Source organism: Brevibacillus ruminantium, from assembly GCF_023746555.1.
Classification (GTDB): Bacteria; Bacillota; Bacilli; order Brevibacillales; family Brevibacillaceae; genus Brevibacillus; species Brevibacillus ruminantium.
Genome location: NZ_CP098755.1, coordinates 5,386,543 through 5,409,356, shown reverse-complemented (window position 1 = coordinate 5,409,356; position 22,814 = coordinate 5,386,543). Strand labels below are relative to the sequence as shown.

At 50.4% G+C, this 22,814-nt stretch carries 21 protein-coding genes; 17 read left to right on the top strand and 4 right to left on the bottom strand.

All coding sequences use genetic code 11. The features are described from left to right. The first annotated feature begins 75 nt into the window (after positions 1-75). The 5 genes from NDK47_RS26440 (at position 76) to NDK47_RS26420 (ending at position 4,393) form a co-directional block, all read left to right on the top strand. Positions 76-1,140, top strand: coding sequence for an ABC transporter substrate-binding protein (locus NDK47_RS26440; protein WP_251872683.1), 1,065 nt, complete (start codon positions 76-78; stop codon positions 1,138-1,140). A gap of 4 nt (positions 1,141-1,144) precedes the next feature. After that, positions 1,145-1,918 carry an ABC transporter ATP-binding protein gene (locus NDK47_RS26435; protein WP_251872682.1) on the top strand — a complete coding sequence of 258 codons (774 nt, stop codon included), beginning with the start codon at positions 1,145-1,147 and terminating at the stop codon, positions 1,916-1,918. Positions 1,919-1,922: 4 nt separating this feature from the next. Further along, entirely contained in the window at positions 1,923-2,714 is a 792-nt protein-coding gene (locus NDK47_RS26430) for an ABC transporter permease (protein WP_251872680.1), read from the top strand. 199 nt (positions 2,715-2,913) lie between these two features. Beyond that, the gene (locus NDK47_RS26425) at positions 2,914-3,504 is read left to right on the top strand and encodes an RNA polymerase sigma factor (RefSeq protein ID WP_251872678.1); all 591 of its coding nucleotides are present in this window, start codon (positions 2,914-2,916) and stop codon (positions 3,502-3,504) included. Then, positions 3,479-4,393 carry a hypothetical protein gene (locus NDK47_RS26420; protein WP_251872677.1) on the top strand — a complete coding sequence of 305 codons (915 nt, stop codon included), beginning with the start codon at positions 3,479-3,481 and terminating at the stop codon, positions 4,391-4,393. Before NDK47_RS26425 ends, NDK47_RS26420 begins: the two co-directional genes overlap by 26 nt. Before the next feature lie 102 nt (positions 4,394-4,495). Here the strand turns inward: NDK47_RS26420 and NDK47_RS26415 are convergent, their stop codons facing one another. Beyond that, positions 4,496-4,975: a CarD family transcriptional regulator gene (locus NDK47_RS26415; protein WP_251872676.1), complete on the bottom strand. Its 480-nt coding sequence runs from the start codon at positions 4,973-4,975 to the stop codon at positions 4,496-4,498. A 1,131-nt stretch (positions 4,976-6,106) separates the two neighbouring features. On the opposite strand from NDK47_RS26415, the gene NDK47_RS26410 reads away from it, so the two are divergent. Next, a complete protein-coding gene (locus NDK47_RS26410) occupies positions 6,107-6,313 on the top strand; it encodes a hypothetical protein (protein ID WP_251872675.1) in 207 nt (68 codons plus the stop codon). 130 nt (positions 6,314-6,443) lie between these two features. Here the strand turns inward: NDK47_RS26410 and NDK47_RS26405 are convergent, their stop codons facing one another. Next, positions 6,444-6,599 carry a hypothetical protein gene (locus tag NDK47_RS26405; protein ID WP_251872674.1) on the bottom strand — a complete coding sequence of 52 codons (156 nt, stop codon included), beginning with the start codon at positions 6,597-6,599 and terminating at the stop codon, positions 6,444-6,446. 265 nt (positions 6,600-6,864) lie between these two features. Between NDK47_RS26405 and NDK47_RS26400 the strand changes: the two genes are divergently transcribed. Then, positions 6,865-7,851 (top strand): lipoate--protein ligase, encoded by a 987-nt coding sequence (locus tag NDK47_RS26400; RefSeq protein ID WP_251872672.1) that lies wholly within the window; start codon positions 6,865-6,867, stop codon positions 7,849-7,851. A gap of 157 nt (positions 7,852-8,008) precedes the next feature. Here the strand turns inward: NDK47_RS26400 and NDK47_RS26395 are convergent, their stop codons facing one another. Together NDK47_RS26395 and NDK47_RS26390 are read right to left on the bottom strand one after the other, a co-directional pair. Further along, positions 8,009-8,644 (bottom strand): DinB family protein, encoded by a 636-nt coding sequence (locus NDK47_RS26395; protein ID WP_251872671.1) that lies wholly within the window; start codon positions 8,642-8,644, stop codon positions 8,009-8,011. 71 nt (positions 8,645-8,715) lie between these two features. Further along, positions 8,716-9,660 carry a helix-turn-helix transcriptional regulator gene (locus NDK47_RS26390; protein WP_251872670.1) on the bottom strand — a complete coding sequence of 315 codons (945 nt, stop codon included), beginning with the start codon at positions 9,658-9,660 and terminating at the stop codon, positions 8,716-8,718. A gap of 237 nt (positions 9,661-9,897) precedes the next feature. On the opposite strand from NDK47_RS26390, the gene NDK47_RS26385 reads away from it, so the two are divergent. From NDK47_RS26385 to recQ, 10 genes are all read left to right on the top strand, one after another. Further along, entirely contained in the window at positions 9,898-10,245 is a 348-nt protein-coding gene (locus tag NDK47_RS26385; RefSeq protein ID WP_251872669.1) for a DUF2294 domain-containing protein, read from the top strand. 350 nt (positions 10,246-10,595) lie between these two features. After that, complete coding sequence (locus NDK47_RS26380; protein WP_251872668.1) at positions 10,596-11,678, top strand: ABC transporter substrate-binding protein; 1,083 nt, start codon at positions 10,596-10,598, stop codon at positions 11,676-11,678. Between the two features lie 109 nt (positions 11,679-11,787). Then, a complete protein-coding gene (locus tag NDK47_RS26375) occupies positions 11,788-12,720 on the top strand; it encodes a nucleoside hydrolase (RefSeq protein WP_251872667.1) in 933 nt (310 codons plus the stop codon). Between the two features lie 27 nt (positions 12,721-12,747). Beyond that, complete coding sequence (locus NDK47_RS26370) at positions 12,748-13,569, top strand: ABC transporter permease (RefSeq protein WP_251872666.1); 822 nt, start codon at positions 12,748-12,750, stop codon at positions 13,567-13,569. A 5-nt stretch (positions 13,570-13,574) separates the two neighbouring features. Then, positions 13,575-14,363, top strand: a complete 789-nt coding sequence (locus NDK47_RS26365; RefSeq protein ID WP_251872665.1) for an ABC transporter permease — start codon at positions 13,575-13,577, stop codon at positions 14,361-14,363. Between the two features lie 15 nt (positions 14,364-14,378). Then, a complete protein-coding gene (locus NDK47_RS26360; protein WP_251872664.1) occupies positions 14,379-15,440 on the top strand; it encodes an ABC transporter ATP-binding protein in 1,062 nt (353 codons plus the stop codon). 24 nt (positions 15,441-15,464) lie between these two features. Then, positions 15,465-17,180 carry an adenine deaminase gene (locus tag NDK47_RS26355; RefSeq protein WP_251872663.1) on the top strand — a complete coding sequence of 572 codons (1,716 nt, stop codon included), beginning with the start codon at positions 15,465-15,467 and terminating at the stop codon, positions 17,178-17,180. Between the two features lie 342 nt (positions 17,181-17,522). Continuing rightward, complete coding sequence (locus NDK47_RS26350) at positions 17,523-19,214, top strand: methyl-accepting chemotaxis protein (protein ID WP_251872662.1); 1,692 nt, start codon at positions 17,523-17,525, stop codon at positions 19,212-19,214. A gap of 200 nt (positions 19,215-19,414) precedes the next feature. Beyond that, on the top strand, positions 19,415-20,773 hold the full coding sequence (locus NDK47_RS26345; RefSeq protein ID WP_251872661.1) for an MATE family efflux transporter: 1,359 nt from the start codon (positions 19,415-19,417) through the stop codon (positions 20,771-20,773). A 168-nt stretch (positions 20,774-20,941) separates the two neighbouring features. Continuing rightward, positions 20,942-22,723 (top strand): DNA helicase RecQ, encoded by a 1,782-nt coding sequence (gene recQ, locus NDK47_RS26340; RefSeq protein ID WP_251872660.1) that lies wholly within the window; start codon positions 20,942-20,944, stop codon positions 22,721-22,723. Positions 22,724-22,814: the final 91 nt, after the last annotated feature.

Below are 22,814 nucleotides of genomic sequence, written 5' to 3'. Positions count from 1 at the left end.
TATTTGTGTTACTTTTTCGGAATATAAAGTGAAATAGTCTTGTCTATTGCAAGCAAAAACCTGGAGGGACGTTTTGTGAAGAAATCAGCAATGCTCGTTGTAAGTGCGTTATTGTCGATGTCATTGGCTCTTGCCGGCTGTGGGCAGAAGGAAGCAGGAAACACGGCCGAACCGAAGCCAGAACAAAGTGCGGCGGCGGAAGCAGCAACCGTGCAGATCGGAATGCTCAAGCTGACCAGTTCCGCGCCACTTTTCATCGGGATTGAAAAAGGGTTTTTTAAAGAGGAAAACATTGATGCACAGGCCAAATGGTTTGAGGCTGCGCAACCGATTGCCGTCGCAACAGCAGCAGGCAGTGTAGATGTCGGGGCGACCGGGATTACTGCCAGCTTGTACAATATGGTTTCCGGTGGACAAAAGCTGGTTATCGTCGCGGACAAAGGAAGAGAACAGCAAGGCTACTCTTCATCTGCTTTATTAGTCCCTGGGGATTCACCGCTGAAAAGCATCGAAGAATTAAAGGGCAAGAAAATCGGGATCACCCAAACCGGTTCTACTTATCACTACATGGCAGGCAGAATGCTGGAGAAGCACGGAATCGCCCTGAACGACGTAGAATTGATTCCGCTCAACAGCATCAAGGGTCTGATGGAAGCACTCAAAAGCAAACAAGTTGACGCCGTGCTCCTGAACGAACCCAATATTTCCACTGTTGTTGCAGAAGGCTATGGCAAGGTCATCGCCCAGGTTGGGGACGAAATCGAGTACCAAACCTCGGGACTCTTTTTCTCGCCAGCGCTGGCAGAGAACAAGGATGTCGCAGAGCGCTTCCTCAAAGCTTATGCAAAATCGACGCGCTATTACTATGATGCTGTACTGACCAAGAAAGACGGTCAGATTGTGCCGGGCGAGAACTTTGATGAGGTCGTTCAGATCATCGCCAAATACACCGATCAAGAGCCGGATATGATTAAAAAGGGTCTTCCTTATATGGACAGAGACGGCAAACTGCTTGAGTCCGATATCAAGACACAGGTAGAATGGTACGCCAAAGAAAAGCTGATCGACAAAGCGATCGACACAAGCGAAATCGTCAATACCCAACTGCTGGAAGACGCCCTGCAGAAATTAGGGAAGTGATTGCATGAGAATCGTCATCGAAGAAGTGGGCAAAACCTTTCTCGATTCGAAAAAAAGAGAAGTAACCGCCCTGCAGAACATCAACTTTTCGATTGAAGAGCAGGAGTTTGTCGTGCTGGTTGGACCGAGCGGCTGTGGGAAGTCTACACTGCTCAATATTGTCGGTGGCCTGATGTCTCCGACAAATGGAAGCGTCTATTTCGAAGGAACCCAGGGCAAGAAGCCCAATCTGGGAATTGTTTTTCAAGAGATTGCGCTGTTTCCCTGGCGGACTGTTTATGAAAATGTCATCTTTGGTCTGGAAGAAAACGGGGCCAGCAAACAGGAGCAGCAGGAAAAGGGCAGGCATTACATCGAGATGGTCGGACTGCAAGGGTTTGAAAATGCGTATCCCAAGCAGCTGTCAGGCGGGATGAGACAGCGGGCAGGAATCGCCCGTGCGCTGGCGATCGAACCGGATCTGCTGTTGATGGACGAGCCCTTCTCTGCCCTGGACGCTCAGACGCGGACGCTGATGCAGGAGGAGCTGCTGACGATCTGGAACCGCACCCGACTGAGTACCTTGTATGTCACCCATAACATCCAGGAGGCGGTTTACCTGGCTGACCGCGTGATTGTCCTGTCCAGGCATCCCGGTCAAATCAAGAGCATTATTCAGATTGACCTGCCGAAAATGGGCCGAGACCAGGAGGAATACCGCAGCCGGTTTGAGCAGTACGCGGACCAAATCTGGCAGTTGATTCGTCATGATGCCCAGGAAGCGCTGAAGGAGGGGTGATAAGATGAGCGAACAAAGACAAGTCATCACCAACCGCGTCGCCTTTCTGGAACAAAAGATTCCCGGCTATGCGGCAGCCATGGGGATTGCCGGTCTGCTCATCCTGTGGGAGATTATTTGCCGGTTGAACATTGTACCGCCGCTGTTTTTGCCAGCACCATCGGCGATACTGGCAGCAGCCTGGGATATGCTGACCAACGGCGAGCTGCTGGAAAATCTGCTGGCCAGCATGTCCCGGATCGGGGCCGGTTACGCCATCGGCGCCCTGTGCGGCATCGTGATCGGGCTGCTGCTCGGCTTTTCCCGGTGGTTTGATGCCATCCTGACGCCGATTGTCTATTCGATTTACCCGATTCCGAAAATTGCTTTGTTGCCGCTGATTATTCTCTGGCTCGGCATCGGTGAAATGCCCAAGGTAGCGATCATAGCACTGGGGGTCTTTTTCCCGGTCGTCATCAACACCTACTCCGGGGTGAAAAGCGTAGACACGATGCTGATCAAGGCGGCCGTCACGTTTGGCTCCAATCACTTCAACGTGATCCGAAAAGTGATTTTGCCCGGGTCGCTGCCGATGATTTTTGCCGGTCTGAAGCTGGCAGCCGGAACCTCGCTGCTCCTCTTGGTGTCTGCAGAAATGATCGCTGCCCAACAGGGGATTGGCTCCATGGTGCTGCACTACGGAAACCTGATGATTACCACCAAGCTGATGGTAGGCGTTTTGCTCCTGTCCTTGCTGGGGCTGATTTTTAACCGCACCCTTCAATGGCTGGAGCGCAAGCTGATTCCTTGGAAATAGGATGAAGTAATCATCGTAATGAAAGAACAAAGAGCACCCTGCTGCAAAAGCAAGGGCGCAAAACGTAAAACCAAAGCTGATGTCTGTAAGCAGAAATGCTGCAGATGTCAGCTTTTTCTTGTTTTTACAAAAAGATTTTTTCGCCTTGTCACAAATGGGGGGTGTTATTTGTTATACCTTACAAAGGGAGGTGAAAAATTTGGAAAAGGAGCAAATAGAACAAATCGTGGAGGAAATCAAAGTCTCCGGTTGTTTGGAGAAGTTTGGTACCCTCGTGGAAGTTCTGCAACAACCGATTTTTACCTACTGCTATCATATGCTGGGACATCGACAGGAAGCGGAGGATGCTGTGCAAGAGGTGTTGATCAAGGCCTATGAGCATCTCGAAAAATATAATCGAACCATCTCCTTTACCGCATGGGTTTACAAGATTGCCTACCATCATTGCCTCAATCTGATCAAAAGAAAGAAGCTTCACCAGGTAATCCTGTTCTGGAAAAAGAACGAGGCAGCCCGGGAGCACGAACAGGAAACATCCCGGTTGATTCACGAGCCGTTCAGTGAACCGCTTCATCAGGCCCTGGGTGCCTTGACGCCAGAAGAGAGGAATCTCGTGATTTTACGAGTGATCGAAGAAAAAGGGTATGACGAACTAGCGACGCTATTAAATGCAAGCTCAGCCACACTGCGAAAAAAATACGAACGCGCTATCAAGAAATGCAAACACCAACTGCAGTCACAGTCACAGAAAGGAGGGAAAATAAATGAAGCATATCGAGCCATACGATGATTTTGAGAAAAGGTTGAAAAATACACCTGTTCCGCAGATTCATATCAAAGACCAGGTTTTAGATAGATTGCGTGAACGAAACAATCAAAAGGAGGCAGTTCGAGTGAAAAAGAAAATTGGTCTGATCGTAGCAGCATGTTTGGTGTTTGGAGTAACGTCCGCCTATGCGGCCGTCAAGGTATATGAGCTGAAAAATGAAAAAGGTGAAGTCATCTCCCAGATCAGTCATACGACGGAAAAACCGGTCCTGGATAAACAAAGAACGTACTATGAGTTGTTGGAAGAAGTTCGTGAGACAGTCAAGCCGGGCGGTGCCGTTGCCGTGTATATTGTGCCGGACAATCCGCAAAAACGGATCAGTTTCTTCCAAAAGCCGATGAGCTTTGAAGACCGTTCAGCGTTTCTTGAGTCCGTTGGTGGAGGGCTAACCTTCCCGGAGGAGCTTGTCGGCGGCTACAAGTTTACAGAAGGTATGTACCAAAACGAGCTGATCCGCGATTACAAAAATGAAGATTTTTACAAAGAAGCCGAAGAAACCAAGAAAGATGTCATCGTGAAGGAGCTTGCGGTAGAACCGGACTATCAGTATGCAATTGCGCGATACGCCAAAGACAAGGGCACAGTGAGCATCAAAATTGACAACTTTGCGAAAGTGAAGAATTCCTCAACAGAAGCAGGTCCGGATGACACGGTTGAAAAGGTGAAAGTAAAAAATAAAGACGCACTCTACCTCATGCGCAAATTTATGGGTGAAGACGGTAAAGTAGCATCTATCGAGCAATCCATCGAATTTTACAAGGATGATGCAAAGCAACTGTATACTGTTTTCACAACCTCAGATAAAATCACGAAAGAAGAAATGCTGGCTATCGCAGAAAAGCTGGAGTAATTCCCTGAAAAGAGGATAAAAAAGAGGGGCTGTCCCAGATCGTCAGGAAAAACGACGGGACAGCCCCTTGTCTATTCTCTATAAAACGATAAAAAGTTCCGCTTACCGATGAATGGCCTGCTTCAGCAAATCGGACGCCTCTTCGGTATCGACGCCTTTTACCAGCTCGACTTCACTGATGAATAATTGCTGTGCCTGATCCAGCATGAGCTTGTCACCTGTACCCAAGTTTTTTGTCCGGCTGATCCAGGACAGATCCCGAATCACTTCCGCACCTTCGTAGATATCACCGCTTTTAAGTTTCTCCATATTGATCCGATGTCGTTGGGCAGCGGTTACACTCATATCTGGTTCGCCCTCATGCAGCTTGACAAAAACAGCTTCCAGGGTTCTTTCTTCGACGACCAGTCGAATGTGCAGGTCATTGATTTTATTTAGTGGGACCATGATCTGCAGCTCCCGGAGCAGCATGTCCAAGACGTAATAAGACTGCTTTTCTCCAAGGAACTCTTTCTCAACGATCGATTCAATTACCCCAGCACCATGAACAGGATAAAAAATCTTGTCGCCAATGTGAAACACAAGCCCACCCCCGATCTAGTAATAAAATAAGTATAACATAATTCGTTAATTTAATAAAATAAATTATCTTAACACAGAAAAATATTTCCTGTCAATATTCTTTTGGTGATTTTGTAAGCGTTTTAATCATGGACAGCAGGCAATTCGTTAAAAGCGTAAAAACGGTGCTGTTGTGAGAAGAAGCATGTTTCCCTGCTAGGCTCCGTACTCCGCCCGCAAGGGAGGATTGACTGTCCGCTCCAGGCCGATTCGCGGGGGATCGCAAAAGCAGAACCGCTCCGAGGTCATCCCACGTTGCGCTCCTTTTTCCCGCGAATCGCCCCTCCGCTGGGTCAGGGCTCCACAGTCGCAACGCAGGGAAACATGCTTCTTCACGAAACCGGTGCTGGTAAAAATTCGCGGGTATAAGCGATGGAGAAAAATGATCAATAATTGGAGGGGGAAAAGATTGAAGTAGGAAAAGATGAAGAAACGATGTAACGCTGTTGACAACGATGAAGTAAATGTGAAGTGCATGAAGAGGCAAAAGAAGAGCGTTAAGTCTTTGCCAATAATTCATTTTCAAAGCAATAGATTTCAAATCTATATAACATTTGGTAATATATGAAAAAATAAAGGATGTGGAATTTAGGTTCGCGTATACAGTGGGGGAGCCTACATGCGGGCAAGATCATATTGATGAGCTTTCCCGAATTTTAACTTATAGGTCGAGAAGTCTCCCACTTCTAAAACCTTACAGCGTTTGGTTGTAAGTGGGGGATGAATCGACTTTGGACAAGGACAGGCTTTTGCCTGTTCAGTTGTCCGACACTTTGGTAAAATCTACTTATGATGTTCTTTGATAACTGGATATATGGGGTTGCATGGAGAAACAAAATGCGAAAACCAAGCTTATCCTTCCATGCGTAAAATATCCAAGGTAACAAAAGAACTCCGAAACGTCGGACATCTAGGGTAGGGACTACCCGAAGTAACGCTCGAGGAGACGAAAGGTTACTTTCGTCGTGGATTTGAGAAGCTCCCACTTCAAGGCGTTAGCCTAAGTGGAGAGTAGTTCACAAAAACATGTTGCTTCTGTAGCACGTGTTTCTACCCGCGAGAGAAAATATCAATTTTTAGGAGGCTTGTATATTGAGCGAGATTTACCCGTATTTGGTAATCGGCTTAATGCTTTTAACGTATATGTATAGTTTTTGGAAGAAAATAAACACGCTAAGAGATATGAATGGTGCTGTTTTAGCACTGCTTGTTTATATTATAGGGGAACAATTTTGGTGGCTAAGCCTTATCGTTTTGGTAACAGCGTATTTCTTTGCTATCCTTCAGGCGAAGCGATAACCCTCTCCCGTGAACTCCTGCAAGCGTTGATTCGTGCGGTGACCCCTCGTAAACTGTTCGGGTTCCTTCGATCGTTTGTTGTCAAACACGTTGTAAACCTCTCAAACAAGCTCCATTTCCTCTTCCTCACTCAAATCCTGCTTTCCATCATAATAAAAGCAAGCAAGGAGCAGTATGTACGAAGAAGAATCATGTTTCCCTGCGGTGCGACTGCGTAGCCCAGCTCAGCGGAACGGCGGGTGGCGGGAAACAGGGCCGCAACCTTGGAATGACCTCGAAGCGACACGGCTTTTGCGGACCCCCGCCAGCCGCTGTGGAGCGGACAGTGAATCCTCCCTGCAGGGCGGAGAACGGAGCTAAGCAGGGAAACATGATTCTTCTCCCGACAGCCCCGTTGCACGATCTTTTATCAAGTTACCCCATGCAGGACAGACTGCAGCATCTTTGCTCGCACACCCAAAACAGCGATCCCATAGGAAAAGAGCAAAAAATCGGTTATAGTCAAAAGTGAGGTGTTATTTCAGAACCGACTCGGCAGGAGGAGAAGCCCGATGCTTTTCATCGACAATCAAAACATCACCGACCCGACGATAAATCTGGCCATCGAAGAATACGCCCTGAAGTATCTTCCGGCTGATCACGATTACTTGCTATTCTACATAAACGAACCATCCATCATCATCGGCAAGAATCAGAACACGGCAGAGGAGATCAACGCAGACTACGTGGCGAAAAACGGGGTTCACGTCGTGCGCCGTCTCTCCGGCGGGGGAGCTGTCTACCACGATCTGGGGAACCTGAATTTCAGCTTCATTACAAATGACGACGGCAACTCCTTTCACAACTACCGGAAATTTACCGAGCCGGTCGTTTTGGCGCTGCACAAGCTGGGCGTCGAGGCCGAGCTGACAGGACGCAACGACATTCAGGTAGGCGAGCGGAAGATTTCCGGCAACGCCCAGTTTTCGACGAAAGGACGCATGTTTACCCACGGGACCCTGCTGTTTGACTCCCAAATGGAAAATGTAGCGTCAGCGCTGAACGTCAATCCGGAAAAGATTAAATCCAAAGGAGTCAAATCCGTTCGCAGCCGGGTAGCCAACATCTCCGAGTTTCTGCGCGAGCCGATGACCATTGAACAGTTCCGCGCACATATTCTCGCCTCTATCTTCTCAGGGGCCGAGGTAGAGGAGTATAAGCTGACCGATGCCGATTGGGAGCGAATTCATCAAATTTCCGTCGAACGCTACCGGAACTGGGACTGGAATTACGGAAAATCTCCGGCTTTCAACGTACAGCGCGTCAAACGTCTGAGCGCAGGTACCTATGATGTCCGGCTCTATGTAGAAAAAGGCCTGATCCAGTCTGCCTCTGTCTTTGGCGACTTCTTTGGCCTGGGGGAAACCTCCGAGTTTACGGACAAGCTGCTCGGTGTGCGGTATGACCGGGAAGCACTGCAGGCTGTCCTGGATACAGTGGACCTCAGCCATTATTTCGGACCGATTACCACCGAGGAATGGCTGGACATGGTATTGTAGGCAGTCAAAACGATAAACAGGAAAAGAACCGATAAACCGGAAAAAGCTCTTTTTCCCACAGGTCACCAGCATGCCAGGGGAAGAGAGCTTTTTCTTTTTTTTTGAATCTGTTTTCGGATGGGCTGCGGACCAAGCTGCGGACCGCTCTCTACGCTCTCTACTCTTGCAGCAAAGCTTCCAGCCGCTCTTTTTGCCGCAAATGATGGCGGAAATGCATCTCCACCAATATGAACCACTCCGTTGCATTCAAATGGCCAAAGCGGGGGTGAGGCTCCCGACAAGCAGGGGAAATCTCGGCCAGCAGCGGCTCCAGCTCATGCATCTTTGTCACCACTTGTCGCAAACCCGTCGAGAGTTGCTCTTTGCTCTCTGGTTGCGGCGGGGTGTATTGAGGGGACGGCGGAACGCTGATGCGAACAGGCGGAAAGCTGCCGAGAGCAAAAATTCCTGCGCCTGCTTCTGTTTTGCCTGGGACGATATCCTTGTCGGCTGCACTTCCATCTGTTTCTTCCTCCGACCCGGCATGATTGCCAGTCATAGAATCATCCGCAGGTGCGGACACAGCCAAACGCTCATTTGCCGTTTGCATTTGCTTGCTTTGTTCCCAACAGAGCTCTACATTGCGAAGCTGCATAAACAGGGCGGAGCGGATCAGATGCAGGTACATTTGACCGAGCGACCAATCCTCCTCACCGTATTTGTACGTAAGCTGGTCCATGTCGAAGCGCTCCAGATCGCGAAGATATTGCTCCGTCACCGCTTCCATCTGTGTCAGGATTTCTTTGGTATTCATAGACATTGAGCCCCTTTCGATTTTTCATGCGTCTATGTCTACTATATGTGGGGGCTACTGACAGCAGTATGTCAGTAGTGAAGCTGCATTTTTTTAATTTCGCAGCGAATTCGTTCCCGAAATGATTCCGGCTCGATGACGACAGCCTTTGCACCAAAGCCCAGTACCCATGGCAGCACCTCTTCCGGCTGGCGAAACCGGAGCGTGACGTAAAGGCCGTCCGGCTGCTCAGCCATCGTGTCGATAAAATAAAAACGGGATTCTTTCACGTGCTCCGCAACATCGTACGCCATCCGGACGGTCATGCTCAGATGGCGGTTGTCATCCGGGCGGTAAGCCTGAAGGTTGAAATCAGCGGGCGGCACAGCCTTTTCTTCCAAAAGGCAAAGCGATGCCATGCGGTCTAGTCGAAAGTGACGGAGTTCCTGGCGCAGGTCGCAAAAGCCGAGGAGCGACCAAGAGCCATTTACAAAAGCCAGGCCATAAGGAGTTACATCGCGGAGGTGTTGGCGGTTGCCGTCTTTCTCAGGGAGCTTCTTGGTATAGAGAAACCGCACTTTCCTTTCTTCCTGAATCGCTTGTCGCAACTGCTGGAGAGTAATGCGGACAGGGTCATCTGCAGGTGCATGGGAGGTGAGCAGCTTGAAGCCGGAGCGGACCCGGGCTGCTTCCCGGCGAACAGCTTCGGGCAGGATGGATTCGATTTTCTTCCGTGAATCCTGAGCACTGGCGCGGTATACCGGATCAAACTGCTGTTCCACAAAGTCCAGTCCCAGCAGCATCGTGACCGCTTCTTCGGCTGTAAAATGGAGCGGCGGCAAGAAGTATCCTTCCATTAGGGAATACCCTTGGCCAGGAGCACCGATAATCGGGACGCCAGCCTCCGAGAGAGCTTGTACATCCCGATAAATCGTCCGCACGCTGGTCTCAAAAACAGCGGCCAGGTCCTCTGCACGAAGCGACCCTCTGCGTTGCAGCTCCAGCAGGATGGCGAGCTGGCGATCCGTCTTGTTCATGTAGACACCCCTCCCGTCATGTTTTGCCCTTTCACTGTATACCTGTAGCGGTATTGCTGACAACTCCTCATTCGAAAACCTTGCAAAAACATACAATCCTACTCCTATTCCGAATAATTCCACCTAAAATCGCCGTTTCTTTTGTGAAAATACGAATGATTACTTGCCGAAGGGCTAGATCATATGTATAATGGGGGAAAATCAAAATACCTGAACCATGCTCTAGCAGGTGATATCATGACCCTACTGGACTCGAATGAGAGTAAAAAAAAGCTGAGTCACATCTACAACGAAATCTCCAAGGAATTATTCGGATTTGGCACGACCCTTTTGCGAGTGGAGATAGACAAGCAGATCATTACCTTTCAAGCCAGGCATCGGCGATCACCTCGTTCAGCAGCATTAGAGGGAGAAGCTCCCACACTAAAGCTGGAAGTCGACTTTCGGATGTCGCTGTTGTATAAAAAGAGACTCCGCGAGCGACTGGAAGAAGAGATGGGCCTGCGTATCGAAGCTGTGTTGCGGGATTATGATGCACCGACCCTGTGGGCGATTACCAACGTCATTTTGCTGGAGACGCCATAAACTGAATCATTGATTGCCGGCTGCCGGATTGTCCCTTTTGATCTATCTTAAGAGATGACCGAAGCTTGGCTCCAAACAGCAGTCACTTCTCTTTGTTTACGAAGAAAAGTGCTCTTGTTAGAAAGATCTTTTCTACCAAGGGTACTTTTCTTTCTTTTATTTGGTAAAATAAGGAATTTTTACAGAGAAAGCATTCAGGAGGTGATGGGGAACAGAAATGTCCGAAAATTAGAAGATGTTGAGGGATAGAAAAAATTTTTTTCCTCAAAAAAGCCAAAAACACGAATGATTTTTAGTGGTATTATGTTATTGTTCGATTTTACGAAAATAATGAGTGGAGGAATAGAGCGATGAAAAAGATGAAATGGATGGGTGGCTTTCTGACAGTATCCCTTTTGTCCGCAGCTTTGGCTGGATGCGGCGGCGGAAAGGAACCGGCCACAGAAGGAAAAGCAGGTGAAGCAGGCAAAGGTGATCCGCAGAAGCTGGTAATCTCGACATGGGGCTTCTCCGAAGACTTTTTCCGCAAAGAAGTATACGAGCCGTTTGAAAAAGAACATAACGTAAAAATCGTGGTAGAGATCGGCAACAATGCAGAGCGTCTCAATAAAATCCGTCAGGGAAGCTCGCAGGTCGATCTGGTTTACCTCTCTGACTACTACGCACAGCAGGGCATTGACGCCGGTTTGTTCGAACCCATCGATCGCAGCAAAATCCCGAACATCGATCACATTTACGACATCGCCAAAGCACCGCTGGGTGAAGAATACGGACCAGCCTATACAATCGGTCAATTTGGTATTGCCTACAACCCGAATGTAATCAAAACCGAGGTGAAATCCTGGAGTGATCTGTGGAAGCCTGAGCTGGTTGGCAAGCTGACCCTGCCGAATATTACCTCTACCACAGGACCGATGCTGCTGGACGCCGCTTCACAAGCAGCTGGAAGCCAAGAATTCAATGAGGATCAGGCATTTGCCAAAGTAAAAGAGGTCAACCCAGGTGTGGTCAAGTACTACGACAAAACCTCTGAGTACGTAAATATGTTCAGCCAGGAAGAGATCGCAGTCGGACCGATTATGGAAATGTACTTCAAAGACATTCAGGCCGCTGTGCCGGAAGCAAAATTCGTTACCCCTGAAGAAGGCGGCTATGCTGTTATGAATACCGTCAACATCGTCAAAGGAAGCAAGCAGAAAGAGCTGGCGGAAGCCTTTATCAACTGGCAATTGAGCCGGGAAGTACAGGAAAAGGCAGCAAAAGCGAAAGTCGATTCACCGGTCAACAAAGAGGTGCAGCTCTCTGAAGAAGAGGCAAAAGGCGTCACCTACGGTTCCGAGGTGATCAACAAGCTGCACAAGCTGGATATGAAGTTTGTCAACGAGCACTCCAAAGCATGGATTGACCGCTGGAACCGGGAGATTGCCCAATAATTGACGAATATGACAAGAACAAGGGTATATTGCACAAGATATGCCCTTGTTTTTCTGTCAAAAGGTGAAAAGAAGCCTACATCTGTTTGGGAACAGGGGGAATGGAAGCATGAAACAAAAAGTGATTCTCGATGTGGATACCGGCATTGATGACGCTCTGGGCATCATGCTGGCTGTGAAAAGCGGGCGCTTCGATATACTCGGGATTACCACAGTAAACGGAAATGTGTCACTAGACAAAGGAACGGAAAACACATTGAAGGTGCTGGAGTTTTTGGGAGTCGAAAAGGAGATTCCGGTGATCAAGGGAGCGGACCGTCCCCTGCTCAGACCCAACTTTTTTGAGCATCGGGTTCATGGCGAGGACGGCTTGGGCGGCGCTTTGCGGGACGTCACCGTTCAGACGCAGCCTGCGACCGGATTTGCCCCTGATTTCCTGATCGAAAATATTCTTCGCCATGACGGGGAAGTAACCCTGATCATGACTGCGCCGCTGACCAATCTGGCACTTGCGCTGCGCAAATGTCCCGAGCTTGTCCGCCATGTAAACGAAGTAATCGTCATGGGCGGAGTAGTGAAAGACGTCGGGAACGTGACGCCGACTGCCGAGTACAACATCTTTGTCGATCCCGAGGCTGCCAGGGTTGTTTTCCGCGCCGGCTTTCCCCGCTTCACACTGGTCGGGCTGGATGTAACACGTCAGGCCTTGCTGACCGAAGAGCATATCAGACTGCTGGGTGATACTCGCATCGGTCAATACGTAAAAACGAGCACGGCTGATTACATGAAGCGCTATTTCGAACGAAACGGCGTCGCAGCTTGCGCGATGCACGATCCGCTGGCGGTCGGCGTCGCCTTGCAAAAGGACCTGGTCACGACGCGTAAGCTGTTTGTGGATGTGGAGACAAGAAGTGAGCTGTGTGACGGCCAAACCGTCTGCGATTTTCAAAATCGCTTGTCACAGCAGCCGAATATGGATGTCTGCCTCGATGTGGATGCAAAGGCCTTTCTCGACCTATTTATCCGGACGCTGCAATCGTAGCGAAACCAGGGAACAGGAGTACATGTGATGAAAAAAATCGGTCTCTATCTATTGCTGCTGCCTGGCCTGCTGTTCTTGACGCTGTTTATGGTCATTCCCATTGCCATGACCATTTTGTCTACATTTTTTCAGGAAGGAAGCTTTACCGTAGAGGGTTATTTGCATTTTCTGACCGACCCCTACTTCCTGAAAATCTTGTGGACAACGCTGCAGGTCAGTCTGGTCACGACAATCGCGTGCATACTGCTGGGTTTTCCGGCTGCGTACTACATCTCCAAGCTGGGGCCGCGGAAAAAGGGAGTGCTGCTGGCGCTGGCGATCTTTCCGCTGTTGACCAGCTCTGTCGTTCGTTCCTTTAGCTGGATGATTATTCTCGGGAAAAAAGGGCTGTTGAACAGCTCGCTGCTCTCAATCGGGCTGATTGAAAAACCGCTTGAGATTTTGTATACACCTACGGCCATGATGATCGGTTTGATTCATCTCTTCCTCCCGCTGATTATCATCACGCTGGTCGGGGTGATGGAGAACATCGACCCGGATTTGCTGAAGGCGGCAGAAAGCTTGGGTGCATCCAGATTTACAGCGTTTCGTCAGGTCATCGTTCCGCTTAGTGTGCCGGGTCTGATCATCGGAAGCATTCTGGTCTTCGTCGGCAGTCTGACTGCGTATACGACGCCGGCGCTTCTGGGAGGGAAACAGCGGGTTATCTCGACGTTTCTCTACCAGAATGCCATTACCTTGAATGACTGGCAGATGGCATCAGTGATTGCCACGATCATGATTGTGATTACCTTTATCGTAATCGGACTGATGAACAAACTGGCGACAAAACTAAATCCGAAGGGGTAAGAGGTATGCGGGAGAAAAATCGGGGGCTCGCCCTGTTTACGTTTTTTATCTTTCTCTTTTTGCTCGGGCCGTTGCTGATTATTTCAGTTACCTCCTTCGAACCCGGCACGGTACTGAAATTTCCGCCTCAGGGCTTCTCTCTGAGATGGTATGAGAACATTTTTGAGGTAGAAATGTTCCTGAAAACCTTTCAGACTTCGATGATAGTCTCGCTCGCAGGGAATCTTCTGGCTTTGCTTCTTGGGATTCCGGCTGCCTACGCGCTAAGCCGTTTTCAATTCAAGGGCAAATCGTTTTTGAATGCAGTCTTTATCTCACCCGTGCTGATTCCCGGCATTGTCATGGGCTTTGCCATGCTGAAATACGTCATCATCACCTATCAGCTGCCGATATACGCAGGTCTGCTGGTCGGTCACACGGTACTGATGCTTCCCTTTATCATCCGGGTGATTGCCTCCAGCCTGTCCAACTTTGATTTTGCCATTGAGGAAGCATCGCTCAGCCTGGGGGCCGGGCGTCTGGAAACATTTTGGAAGGTCGTGCTTCCCAACATTCGCTCCGGGATTATCGCTGCGGTGCTGATTGCTTTTCTGGAATCATTCAACAACGTGGATATTTCCGTTTTCATGACAGGACCGGGGGTAAGCACATTGCCGATCCAAATGCTGACCTATGTGGAAAACAACTTCGACCCGACGATTGCCGCTCTCTCCGTTGTGCTGATGATCATCACGGTGATCCTGATGTTTATCATCGAACGGCTCATGGGGTTGTCCTACTTTACCAAACGATAATGGAGGCGTCATTTCATGGCATTGCTCACGCTGGAAAACATATCGGTGGCCTATGAAAATCAGAATATCCTGGACCAGTTCAACCTGAACATTGAAAAAGGGAAGCTCATCTCCCTGCTCGGCCCGAGCGGCTGCGGGAAGACGACGACACTGCGGTTGATCGCCGGTTTTCTGGAAGCAAAACAAGGGCGCTTCCTGTTTGACGGCAAGGATTATACGCGGGTGCCCGTCAACAAGCGCAACTTCGGCTTTGTCTTTCAAAGCTACGCGCTGTTTCCGCATTTGTCGGTGTTTGACAACGTCGCTTTTGGATTGCGTCTGCGCAAAGTCAGTCAAGCCGAGATTGATCAGCGCGTTCGTCACATCCTCGATGTGGTCAGCCTGCACGGTTTTGAAAAGCGTTTCCCCAAAGAGCTCTCCGGCGGCCAAAGACAGCGCGTCGCCATCGCCCGTGCGCTGGTGATTCAGCCTGATCTGCTCTTGTTTGACGAGCCTTTGAGCAACCTGGATGCCAACCTGCGGGTAAACATGCGGGTGGAGATTCGCCGGATTCAGCAAGAGCTGGGCATTACCACGGTCTATGTATCCCATGACCAGGAGGAGTGCTTCTCGATCTCGGACCAGGTGGCCATTATGAACAAGGGGATTATTGAACAGCTTGATGATCCGGCGACGATTTTCAAATATCCCCGTACCGAGTTTGTCGCAAGATTCATCGGGTTCAACAACTTTATTGCGTTTGGCGAGCGGACGGAGCAGGACGGCGAGATTCAATTGACCACGGGCAACCATACCTTCCGCGCTACGAAAAATCCGGGCACGGCCAGTCACGGGGGAAAACAAGGCGCGATCCGTCCTGACGACCTGATTGTCTCGGCGGCAGAACCGGCTGACCCGGGGCTGAATGTTTTGAAGGGAAAGGTAAAAGTAAGCACCTTCCTGGGCAGAAGCTATCAGTATGTAGTAGAGACAGAACTGGGAGATTTCACAGTCAATCAGGAGATGGAGTCCCCGTACAAAAGCGGCCAGTCCGTTCATCTGATGTTTCCCAAGGAAAAACTGGTACTGGTCGACTAACCGCAAGAGACAGGAGGGACTTCTATGCAGGTTGATCTGTTGATTTTGAATGCAAAGGTATACAACAGCTATTTTAAAAAATTTACTGAGGGCAATGTGGCCGTTGTTGATGGCCGCTTTCTCTATATCGGGAAGCGCGGTACGGAATCGTTCGAGGCAAAGGAAGTGATGGAAGCCGAAGGGAGATTTATGGTTCCCGGACTGGTCGATATCCATCTGCATATCGAGAGCACCATGGTGACCCCGGCAACCTTTTCCTATGGACTGATTCAAAACGGTGTGACGACCATCGTCCCCGAACCACATGAGATCGCCAATGTGTTTGGCCTGGATGGCATTCGGGAAATGATCCGGGCCAGCCAGGATTGCACGGTCGATATGCTGTACGCCATCCCCAGCTCCGTGCCGGCCACCTCGATGGAAACGACCGGGGGCGCTGTAGAGATAGCCGATATCGACGAGCTGCTTGCTACAGAGCGGATTATCTGCCTCGGAGAGATCATGAATTACGTCGATGTCATCACCGATCCGGACTGCAAGACCAATCAGATCCTGAAGCATATGCGCAGACATTATCCCGATCTGGTTATCGAAGGCCACTGCCCCAAGCTGCTGGACCTCGATTTGCATCGAGTCATTTTTGCCGGCGTCGACTCCGACCATACGCACCAGACCGTGGAGGGGATGGAGGCGCGCATGGCGGCGGGGATGTTCATCGAGATTCAGGAAAAGTCGATGACGGAGGAAGTGATGAGCTACCTGATTCAAAACGACGTAGACGAGCTGTTTTGCTTTGTTACCGATGATGTGATGACAGACTCTCTCTACCGCCGCGGCCATCTCAACCACATCGTGAAAAAGGCGATTCAGATGGGCATGTCACCGGAGAAGGCGATCTACGCCAGCACATTTACCCCGGCGCGGAGAATGAAGCTGCACGACCGCGGAGCCATTGCGCCAAACAAGGTAGCTGACTTCCTCCTGCTTTCCGATCTGCGTGAACTGGCCATCGATCAAGTATACAAGCACGGGCGCAAGGTATATGACAAAAAAGAGGCGTACAGGCAAGAAGGAAAGCCCAACCAGTTCCCTGCCCACTACTATCAAAGTGTGCAGCTTGCTCCTTTGACCGAAGCAGACTTCACCGTTCGGGTGGGCGAGGATACGGCGGACGGGCGTTACGCGGCACGGGTCATGCTGGTCAAGGACGGCTCCACCTTTACGGAGGAGCATCACGGAGAAGTGGAAGTTCGGCAAGGAGAGCTGAGCTGGCAGGAGAGTCCATACGGTTTGATCGCGGTATTTGAACGCTACGGAAAAAATGGCAATCGCGGCTACGGATTGATCGGCGGAGATACGATCAAGCGAGGAGCAATCGCGACGACGTATTCGCACGACAATCACAATCTGCTGGTGGTCGGCCACAACCCGCAAGACATGATGCTGGCTGCCAACGAGGTCATCCGCAATCAAGGCGGCTTTTGCGTAGTGGACGACGGACGCATTCTGGCGAATCTTCACTTGCCTGTCGGCGGCATTCTGACCGAAGAGCTTCTGGAAAAGACAGCTCGGGAGGTAGAAGAGCTGCGACAAGCGATGCTGTCGCTCGGTTACCGCCATTACAATCCGATCATGTCAATCAGCACACACTCTTTGCCGGTCAGTCCTGCTCTCAAGATCACCGATCTGGGATTGATTGATGTAAACGAGGGCAAGGTGGTGTCCCTGCTTATAAAATGACGCTTATCACCCTTCGCCAATCTCATACGTTCTGTGTCAAAAAACGGCCGCTGCGCTCAGGCAGGGCCGTTTTTTTAGGCTATGAAGATAAATTTCCGAATCATGCAAACCGAAGGGTTAAGGAGAGGGTATCTATCAAAATAGCTATCAAGTTCACAGAAAAAATATTATACAGGAATGCGGACTATGGTATATATTGGTGAGTGTGCCGTTTTACTTACATGGAAATTTTTTCAATAGGGACATAGTCACGTGAATGTAAAAAGAAGAAAGGGTGTATGAAAAGACAGATAGGAGTGCCTCGATGTTTATCAGAAATCCGAAAGAGAGAGTGGAACCAACGTGAGAATTGCCAAAGTGTTGAAAATGGGAATTGTGTTTTTTCTCTTGTTCTCATGCCTGACGTTCGTCAGTTTATATTTCCTTACTGTATCCATTAAAGAACAGGATGACGCGGTCGATGTGCAGATGGAAGGCAGACAACTGGCAAATGATCTTTTGCAGATCAGCCTGTATCTGACAAATGAAGCCAGGAATTACGTGCAGTCACAGGACAAAGAGCACCGCGACAATTACTGGAAAGAGGTAGAAGAGACGAAGACACGCGATAAAGTGCTCGACCGACTTGCCGAGCTGCAAGTACCGTCTTCTATTTTTGATCTGGCGGAGCAAGCCAAACAAAGCTCGGATGTGCTGTTGGGGTTGGAGAAGCAGGTATTCACGCTGGCAGATGCACAAGAGCATGACCTGGCTCTGCGCCTGTCATTTGGCGATGACTTTAAACAAAAACAGCAGATGGTGGTCGATAAAATAGAAGATTTTCAGGCTTCTTTGGATGAATGGGCGACAGAGAGAGCACACAAAATGACCCAAATCTTGCATCTGTGTACCTGGATTACCATTGGCCTTGTCCTGCTTATGGCCATCAGCTCGATCTGGATCATCCTCTATTTGTATCGTCGATTGAAGCCGCTGCCGATTTTGACAAAAACCGCTGAAATGATTGCCAGCGGTGATCTGCGGGTCCCTGATTTGAGCGTAAAGGGTAAAGACGAGGTAGCTCAATTGGCTCAATCGGTAGGTCAGATGGCCAGCAACCTGCGCGAGATTATCACCGTCGTCAATGATTCCAGTGAAAAAATTGCTTCCTCCTCCAGTGATTTGCTGCTGAGTGCTGAGCAGACTGCTCAGGTGGCAAATCAGGTAGCCAGTGCCATGCAAGAGATGGCGAGCGGGGCGGAACGGCAAGCGGCGGGAGCGGAGCAGAGCAGTCAATCTATTTCTGAAATGGCCTTTGGCATCAAAAACATTGCGGGATCGGCTCATATTGTATCGGCCTCGTCGCAGGAAGCGTCCCAGCAGGCCACAGAGGGAGGCACCTCCGTCGCCAAAGTCGTAGACCAGATGAAATTGATTGATGCCAGCGTGACACAGACAGCCAATATCGTAAAGCAGTTGGGAGAACAATCTGAAGAGGTAGGAAATATTGTAGAAGTCATCACCGCGATCTCCACACAAACCAACCTGTTGGCGCTGAATGCCGCGATCGAGGCAGCCCGTGCTGGCGAGCATGGAAAGGGTTTTGCAGTGGTAGCTGACGAAGTCCGCAAATTGGCGGAGGACTCCAAGCAGTCGGCTGAGCAAATCGCTTTGTTGATCGGCAATATCCAGGAAAGCACCCAAATGGCCGTGAAGCAGATGGAGGAAGTTTCTCAGGTGGTCGAAAATGGGTCCCATGTGGCCAGGGAAGCAGGAGAATCCTTCGAGCACATCCATCAAGCGATCCAAAAGGTATCCGCAGAAATCCAGGATGTATCCAGTTCGGTGGGACAACTGTCAGCAGGCTCCGACTATGTAGATGAGCTGGTAAAAGAAGTGATGCAGCTTGCCCTGAATGCAGCCAGCCATGCGCAGAACGTAGCCAGCTCTTCCCAGGAACAGTTGGCTACCAATGAAGAGATCAGCGCCGCCATTGAATCTCTGCACCAGTTTGCGGATGAACTGAAACATACCATGAAGCGTTTTACCATTTAAGAACAAGTGCGAAGTGGTGGGAAAAGGTGTACTTTTGAAGTGCGCCTTTTTCTTGTATGCCCGGAAAATGAGTGAGCCGGTTTCAGGCAGGGCCGGAAAGTTTTGACGATGCACTTGATCTCTTTGCTATTCCGCCCCGGTTTCTCTATAATAACATTCAGTATGTTTGTAAAATCTGCAATAACAAGGATGTTAAAAAAATGTATCAGACCCATACTCGAAAGGAAAAATTCCGTCAGTTTCTTACGGTATTGCTTCCGATTCTCGTTACACAGTTGGCCCTGTTTGGCATGACGTTCTTTGATACCGTCATGTCTGGACATGCAAGTCATATTGACCTGGCGGGAGTCGCCATCGGCTCCAGCCTGTGGACGCCGGTTCAGGCCGGACTGACAGGAATCTTGCTGGCCGTGACTCCGATGGTAGCCCAGATGGTCGGTGCCATGCGAAAGGATCAGGTGCCGTTTACGGTCATGCAGGCGCTGTACCTCTCCGTCGTCATCGCGATCGCTGTCGTGTTCCTGGGTGCTGCTCTGCTTGGCCCCGTGCTGAACGGCATGAGTCTGGAAACGGAAGTGCGGGAGATCGCCTACTATTATCTGGCCGCCATCGCACTGGGGATCATTCCGCTGTTTCTCTACACCGTTTTGCGCTGCTATATTGACGCACTCGGGATGACCCGGGTCACGATGCTGATCACCTTGGCTTCTTTGCCGATCAACGTCATCCTGAACTACGTCCTGATCTTTGGCTACTTCGGCTTTCCGCGCCTCGGAGGTGTAGGGGCTGGACTGGCTTCGGCCATCACCTACTGGCTTATCCTGCTGATCAGTCTGTACGTAGTGCACCGCGTCGAGCCTTTTGCGGAGTACGGCATCTTTACCAGGTTTTTTCGGGTATCTATGGCATCCTGGAAAGAGATTTTGAAGCTCGGGCTGCCCATCGGCTTTGCCATCTTTTTTGAGGTGAGCATCTTTGCTGCGGTTACCCTATTGATGAGTCAGTTCAATACGATTACGATTGCGGCCCACCAAGCTGCGCTCAACTTCGCGTCGTTTCTCTATATGGTGCCGATGAGCATCTCCATGGCTCTGACGATTGTGGTCGGCTTTGAGGTGGGGGCGCTGCGTTACCGCGATGCGCGGCAGTACAGCTACATGGGGATCGGGACAGCGCTGATGCTGGCAACGCTCTGTGCTGTCGGGCTGTTTGTCTTTACCCGGCAGGTGGCCGGCTTCTACACCAACGATCCGGCTGTTTTGGACTTGGCCCAGCATTTTCTGATGTACTCCATCCTGTTCATGCTGTCTGATGCCGTCGCTGCCCCGATCCAGGGGGTGCTTCGCGGGTATAAGGATGTGACCGTGACGTTTATCGTGGCGCTGGTTTCCTACTGGGTGATCGGTCTTCCGCTGGGATATGCATTGGCCAATTTCACGACGATGGCCGCATTTGGCTACTGGGTTGGCCTGATTGCCGGTTTGGCCGCAGGGGCTGTGTTCCTGTTCGGCCGTCTGCTCATATTGCAGCGCCGGAAAATCGCAGAGACCGCCAGTTAAGGGTCCAATAACAGAACTGGATTTGTCCCATTGTGATCGGGCATAAGTGATTCGAGAGCTGCCTTTGCGGGTATGCCCTCGAATCCTTTTTTACGGTTGGACAAAAGAGAGCCCATCATATTTGCAGCTTTTACGAATGGATCAGTATTTGCGGAAAGGGTGATCGGGTTGTTGCAGCAGGCAGAGGAGAAATTGCAAACCTACTTTGGCTACGCCTCCTTTCGGGAAGGGCAGAAGACGATTGTAGAAAGTCTTTTATCAGGCAGTGATACGGTCGGGATCATGCCGACAGGGGGCGGGAAGTCGATTTGCTACCAGATTCCGGCCCTGTTGTTCAGCGGGGTGACGATCGTGATCTCTCCCTTGATTTCCCTCATGAAGGATCAGGTGGATGCACTGGTGAGCGCAGGGATTCCGGCAGCAGAGATCAACAGCACGCTGGACTCCTCCGAGGTGCGGGAGCGGATGAAAAAAGCGCGGCAAGGCGGCTACAAGCTTCTGTATGTCGCCCCAGAGCGGTTGGAAACCGAAAGCTTTTTGTCCCTGGCCAGCGAGCTGCCCATCGATCTGGTGGCCGTAGATGAGGCCCATTGCGTCTCGCAATGGGGGCATGATTTCCGTCCCAGCTATCTGGCAATCGCGCGGTTTATAGACGCCCTGCCGAAGAGGCCTGTCGTGGCTGCACTGACCGCAACTGCGACGCCCGAGGTGACGGAGGATATCCGAAGACTGCTCACGCTGGAGGATGAGCGTGTCTATATCAGCGGTTTCGGCCGGGATAACCTGCATTTGTCCGTACGCAAAGGGGAGGATAGACGCCGGTTTATTCAGGATTATCTGGAATCACATCGGCAGCAGTCAGGGATTGTCTACGCTTCCACCCGAAAGGATGTCGATGCCCTGTATGAATACTTTGAAGGGCGAGGCTTTTCGGTAACCCGCTATCATGCCGGCCTCTCAGAGGCGGAGCGGGCGCGCAACCAGGAGGCGTTTCTCTACGATGATGCCAAGATCATGTTCGCGACCAATGCCTTTGGGATGGGCATCGACAAGTCCAACGTCCGCTATGTGATTCACTACAGCATCCCGAAAAATCTGGAGGCTTACTACCAGGAGGCGGGGCGCGCCGGGCGGGACGGGGAGCCGAGTGAGTGCATCCTGCTGTTTCACTCGCAGGATATCCAGACCCAGATGTTCTTCATCGAGCAGAATCCGCTTGGCGCGGAGCGAAAAGAGCATGAGTACAAAAAGCTGTATGCCATGATCGATTATTGCCGGACGCCTCGCTGCCTGCAGCAATATATCGTCCAGTATTTCGGGGATCACGGGGCGGCGGAGTGTGGACAGTGCGGAAACTGCACCAATGACGCCGAACTGACCGATATCACCCTGGAAGCGCAAAAGGTCTTTTCCTGCGTCAAAAGGATGCGGGAGCGCTACGGAGCCTCCCTGGTGGCCCAGGTATTGAAGGGGTCCCGCAATAAAAAGGTGCTGCAATTCGGCTTTGAAAAACTGCCCACCTACGGCTTGATGAGCGATTATACCGAAAAGCAGATTGTCGATCTGATCGAGCTGTTTATCGCCGAAGGATATCTGCGTGTGACGGAAAACCAATATCCGACCCTGGCTTTAGGGGAAAGAGCGCTTCCAGTGCTAAAGGGAGAGGAACAGGTTTGGCAAAAAGTATTCATCCGCCCAACCAAGCGGGAAGAAGATGACGAGCTGTTTGAGCGGCTGAGACAGCTGCGGAAGGAGCTTTCCCAAAAAGAAGGCGTGCCGCCGTATGTAATCTTCCACGACAGCACGCTGAAGGAATTGAGCCAGCTTTGTCCCACAGAAAAAGAGGCCATGTTGACGGTAAAAGGGATTGGAGCAGCCAAATTCGAGAAGTATGGGCACATCTTTTTGACGTGTTTGCAGGAGTATGCGGAGAGCAAAGGCCATTCTTAACATTTCAGGATGTCGGAATCCAACATAGTTGCTATTGTATAAGGCCGGGGTGTCCCCGGCTCTTTGTTGCGTTCCTTTTTTCCCTTCTGTG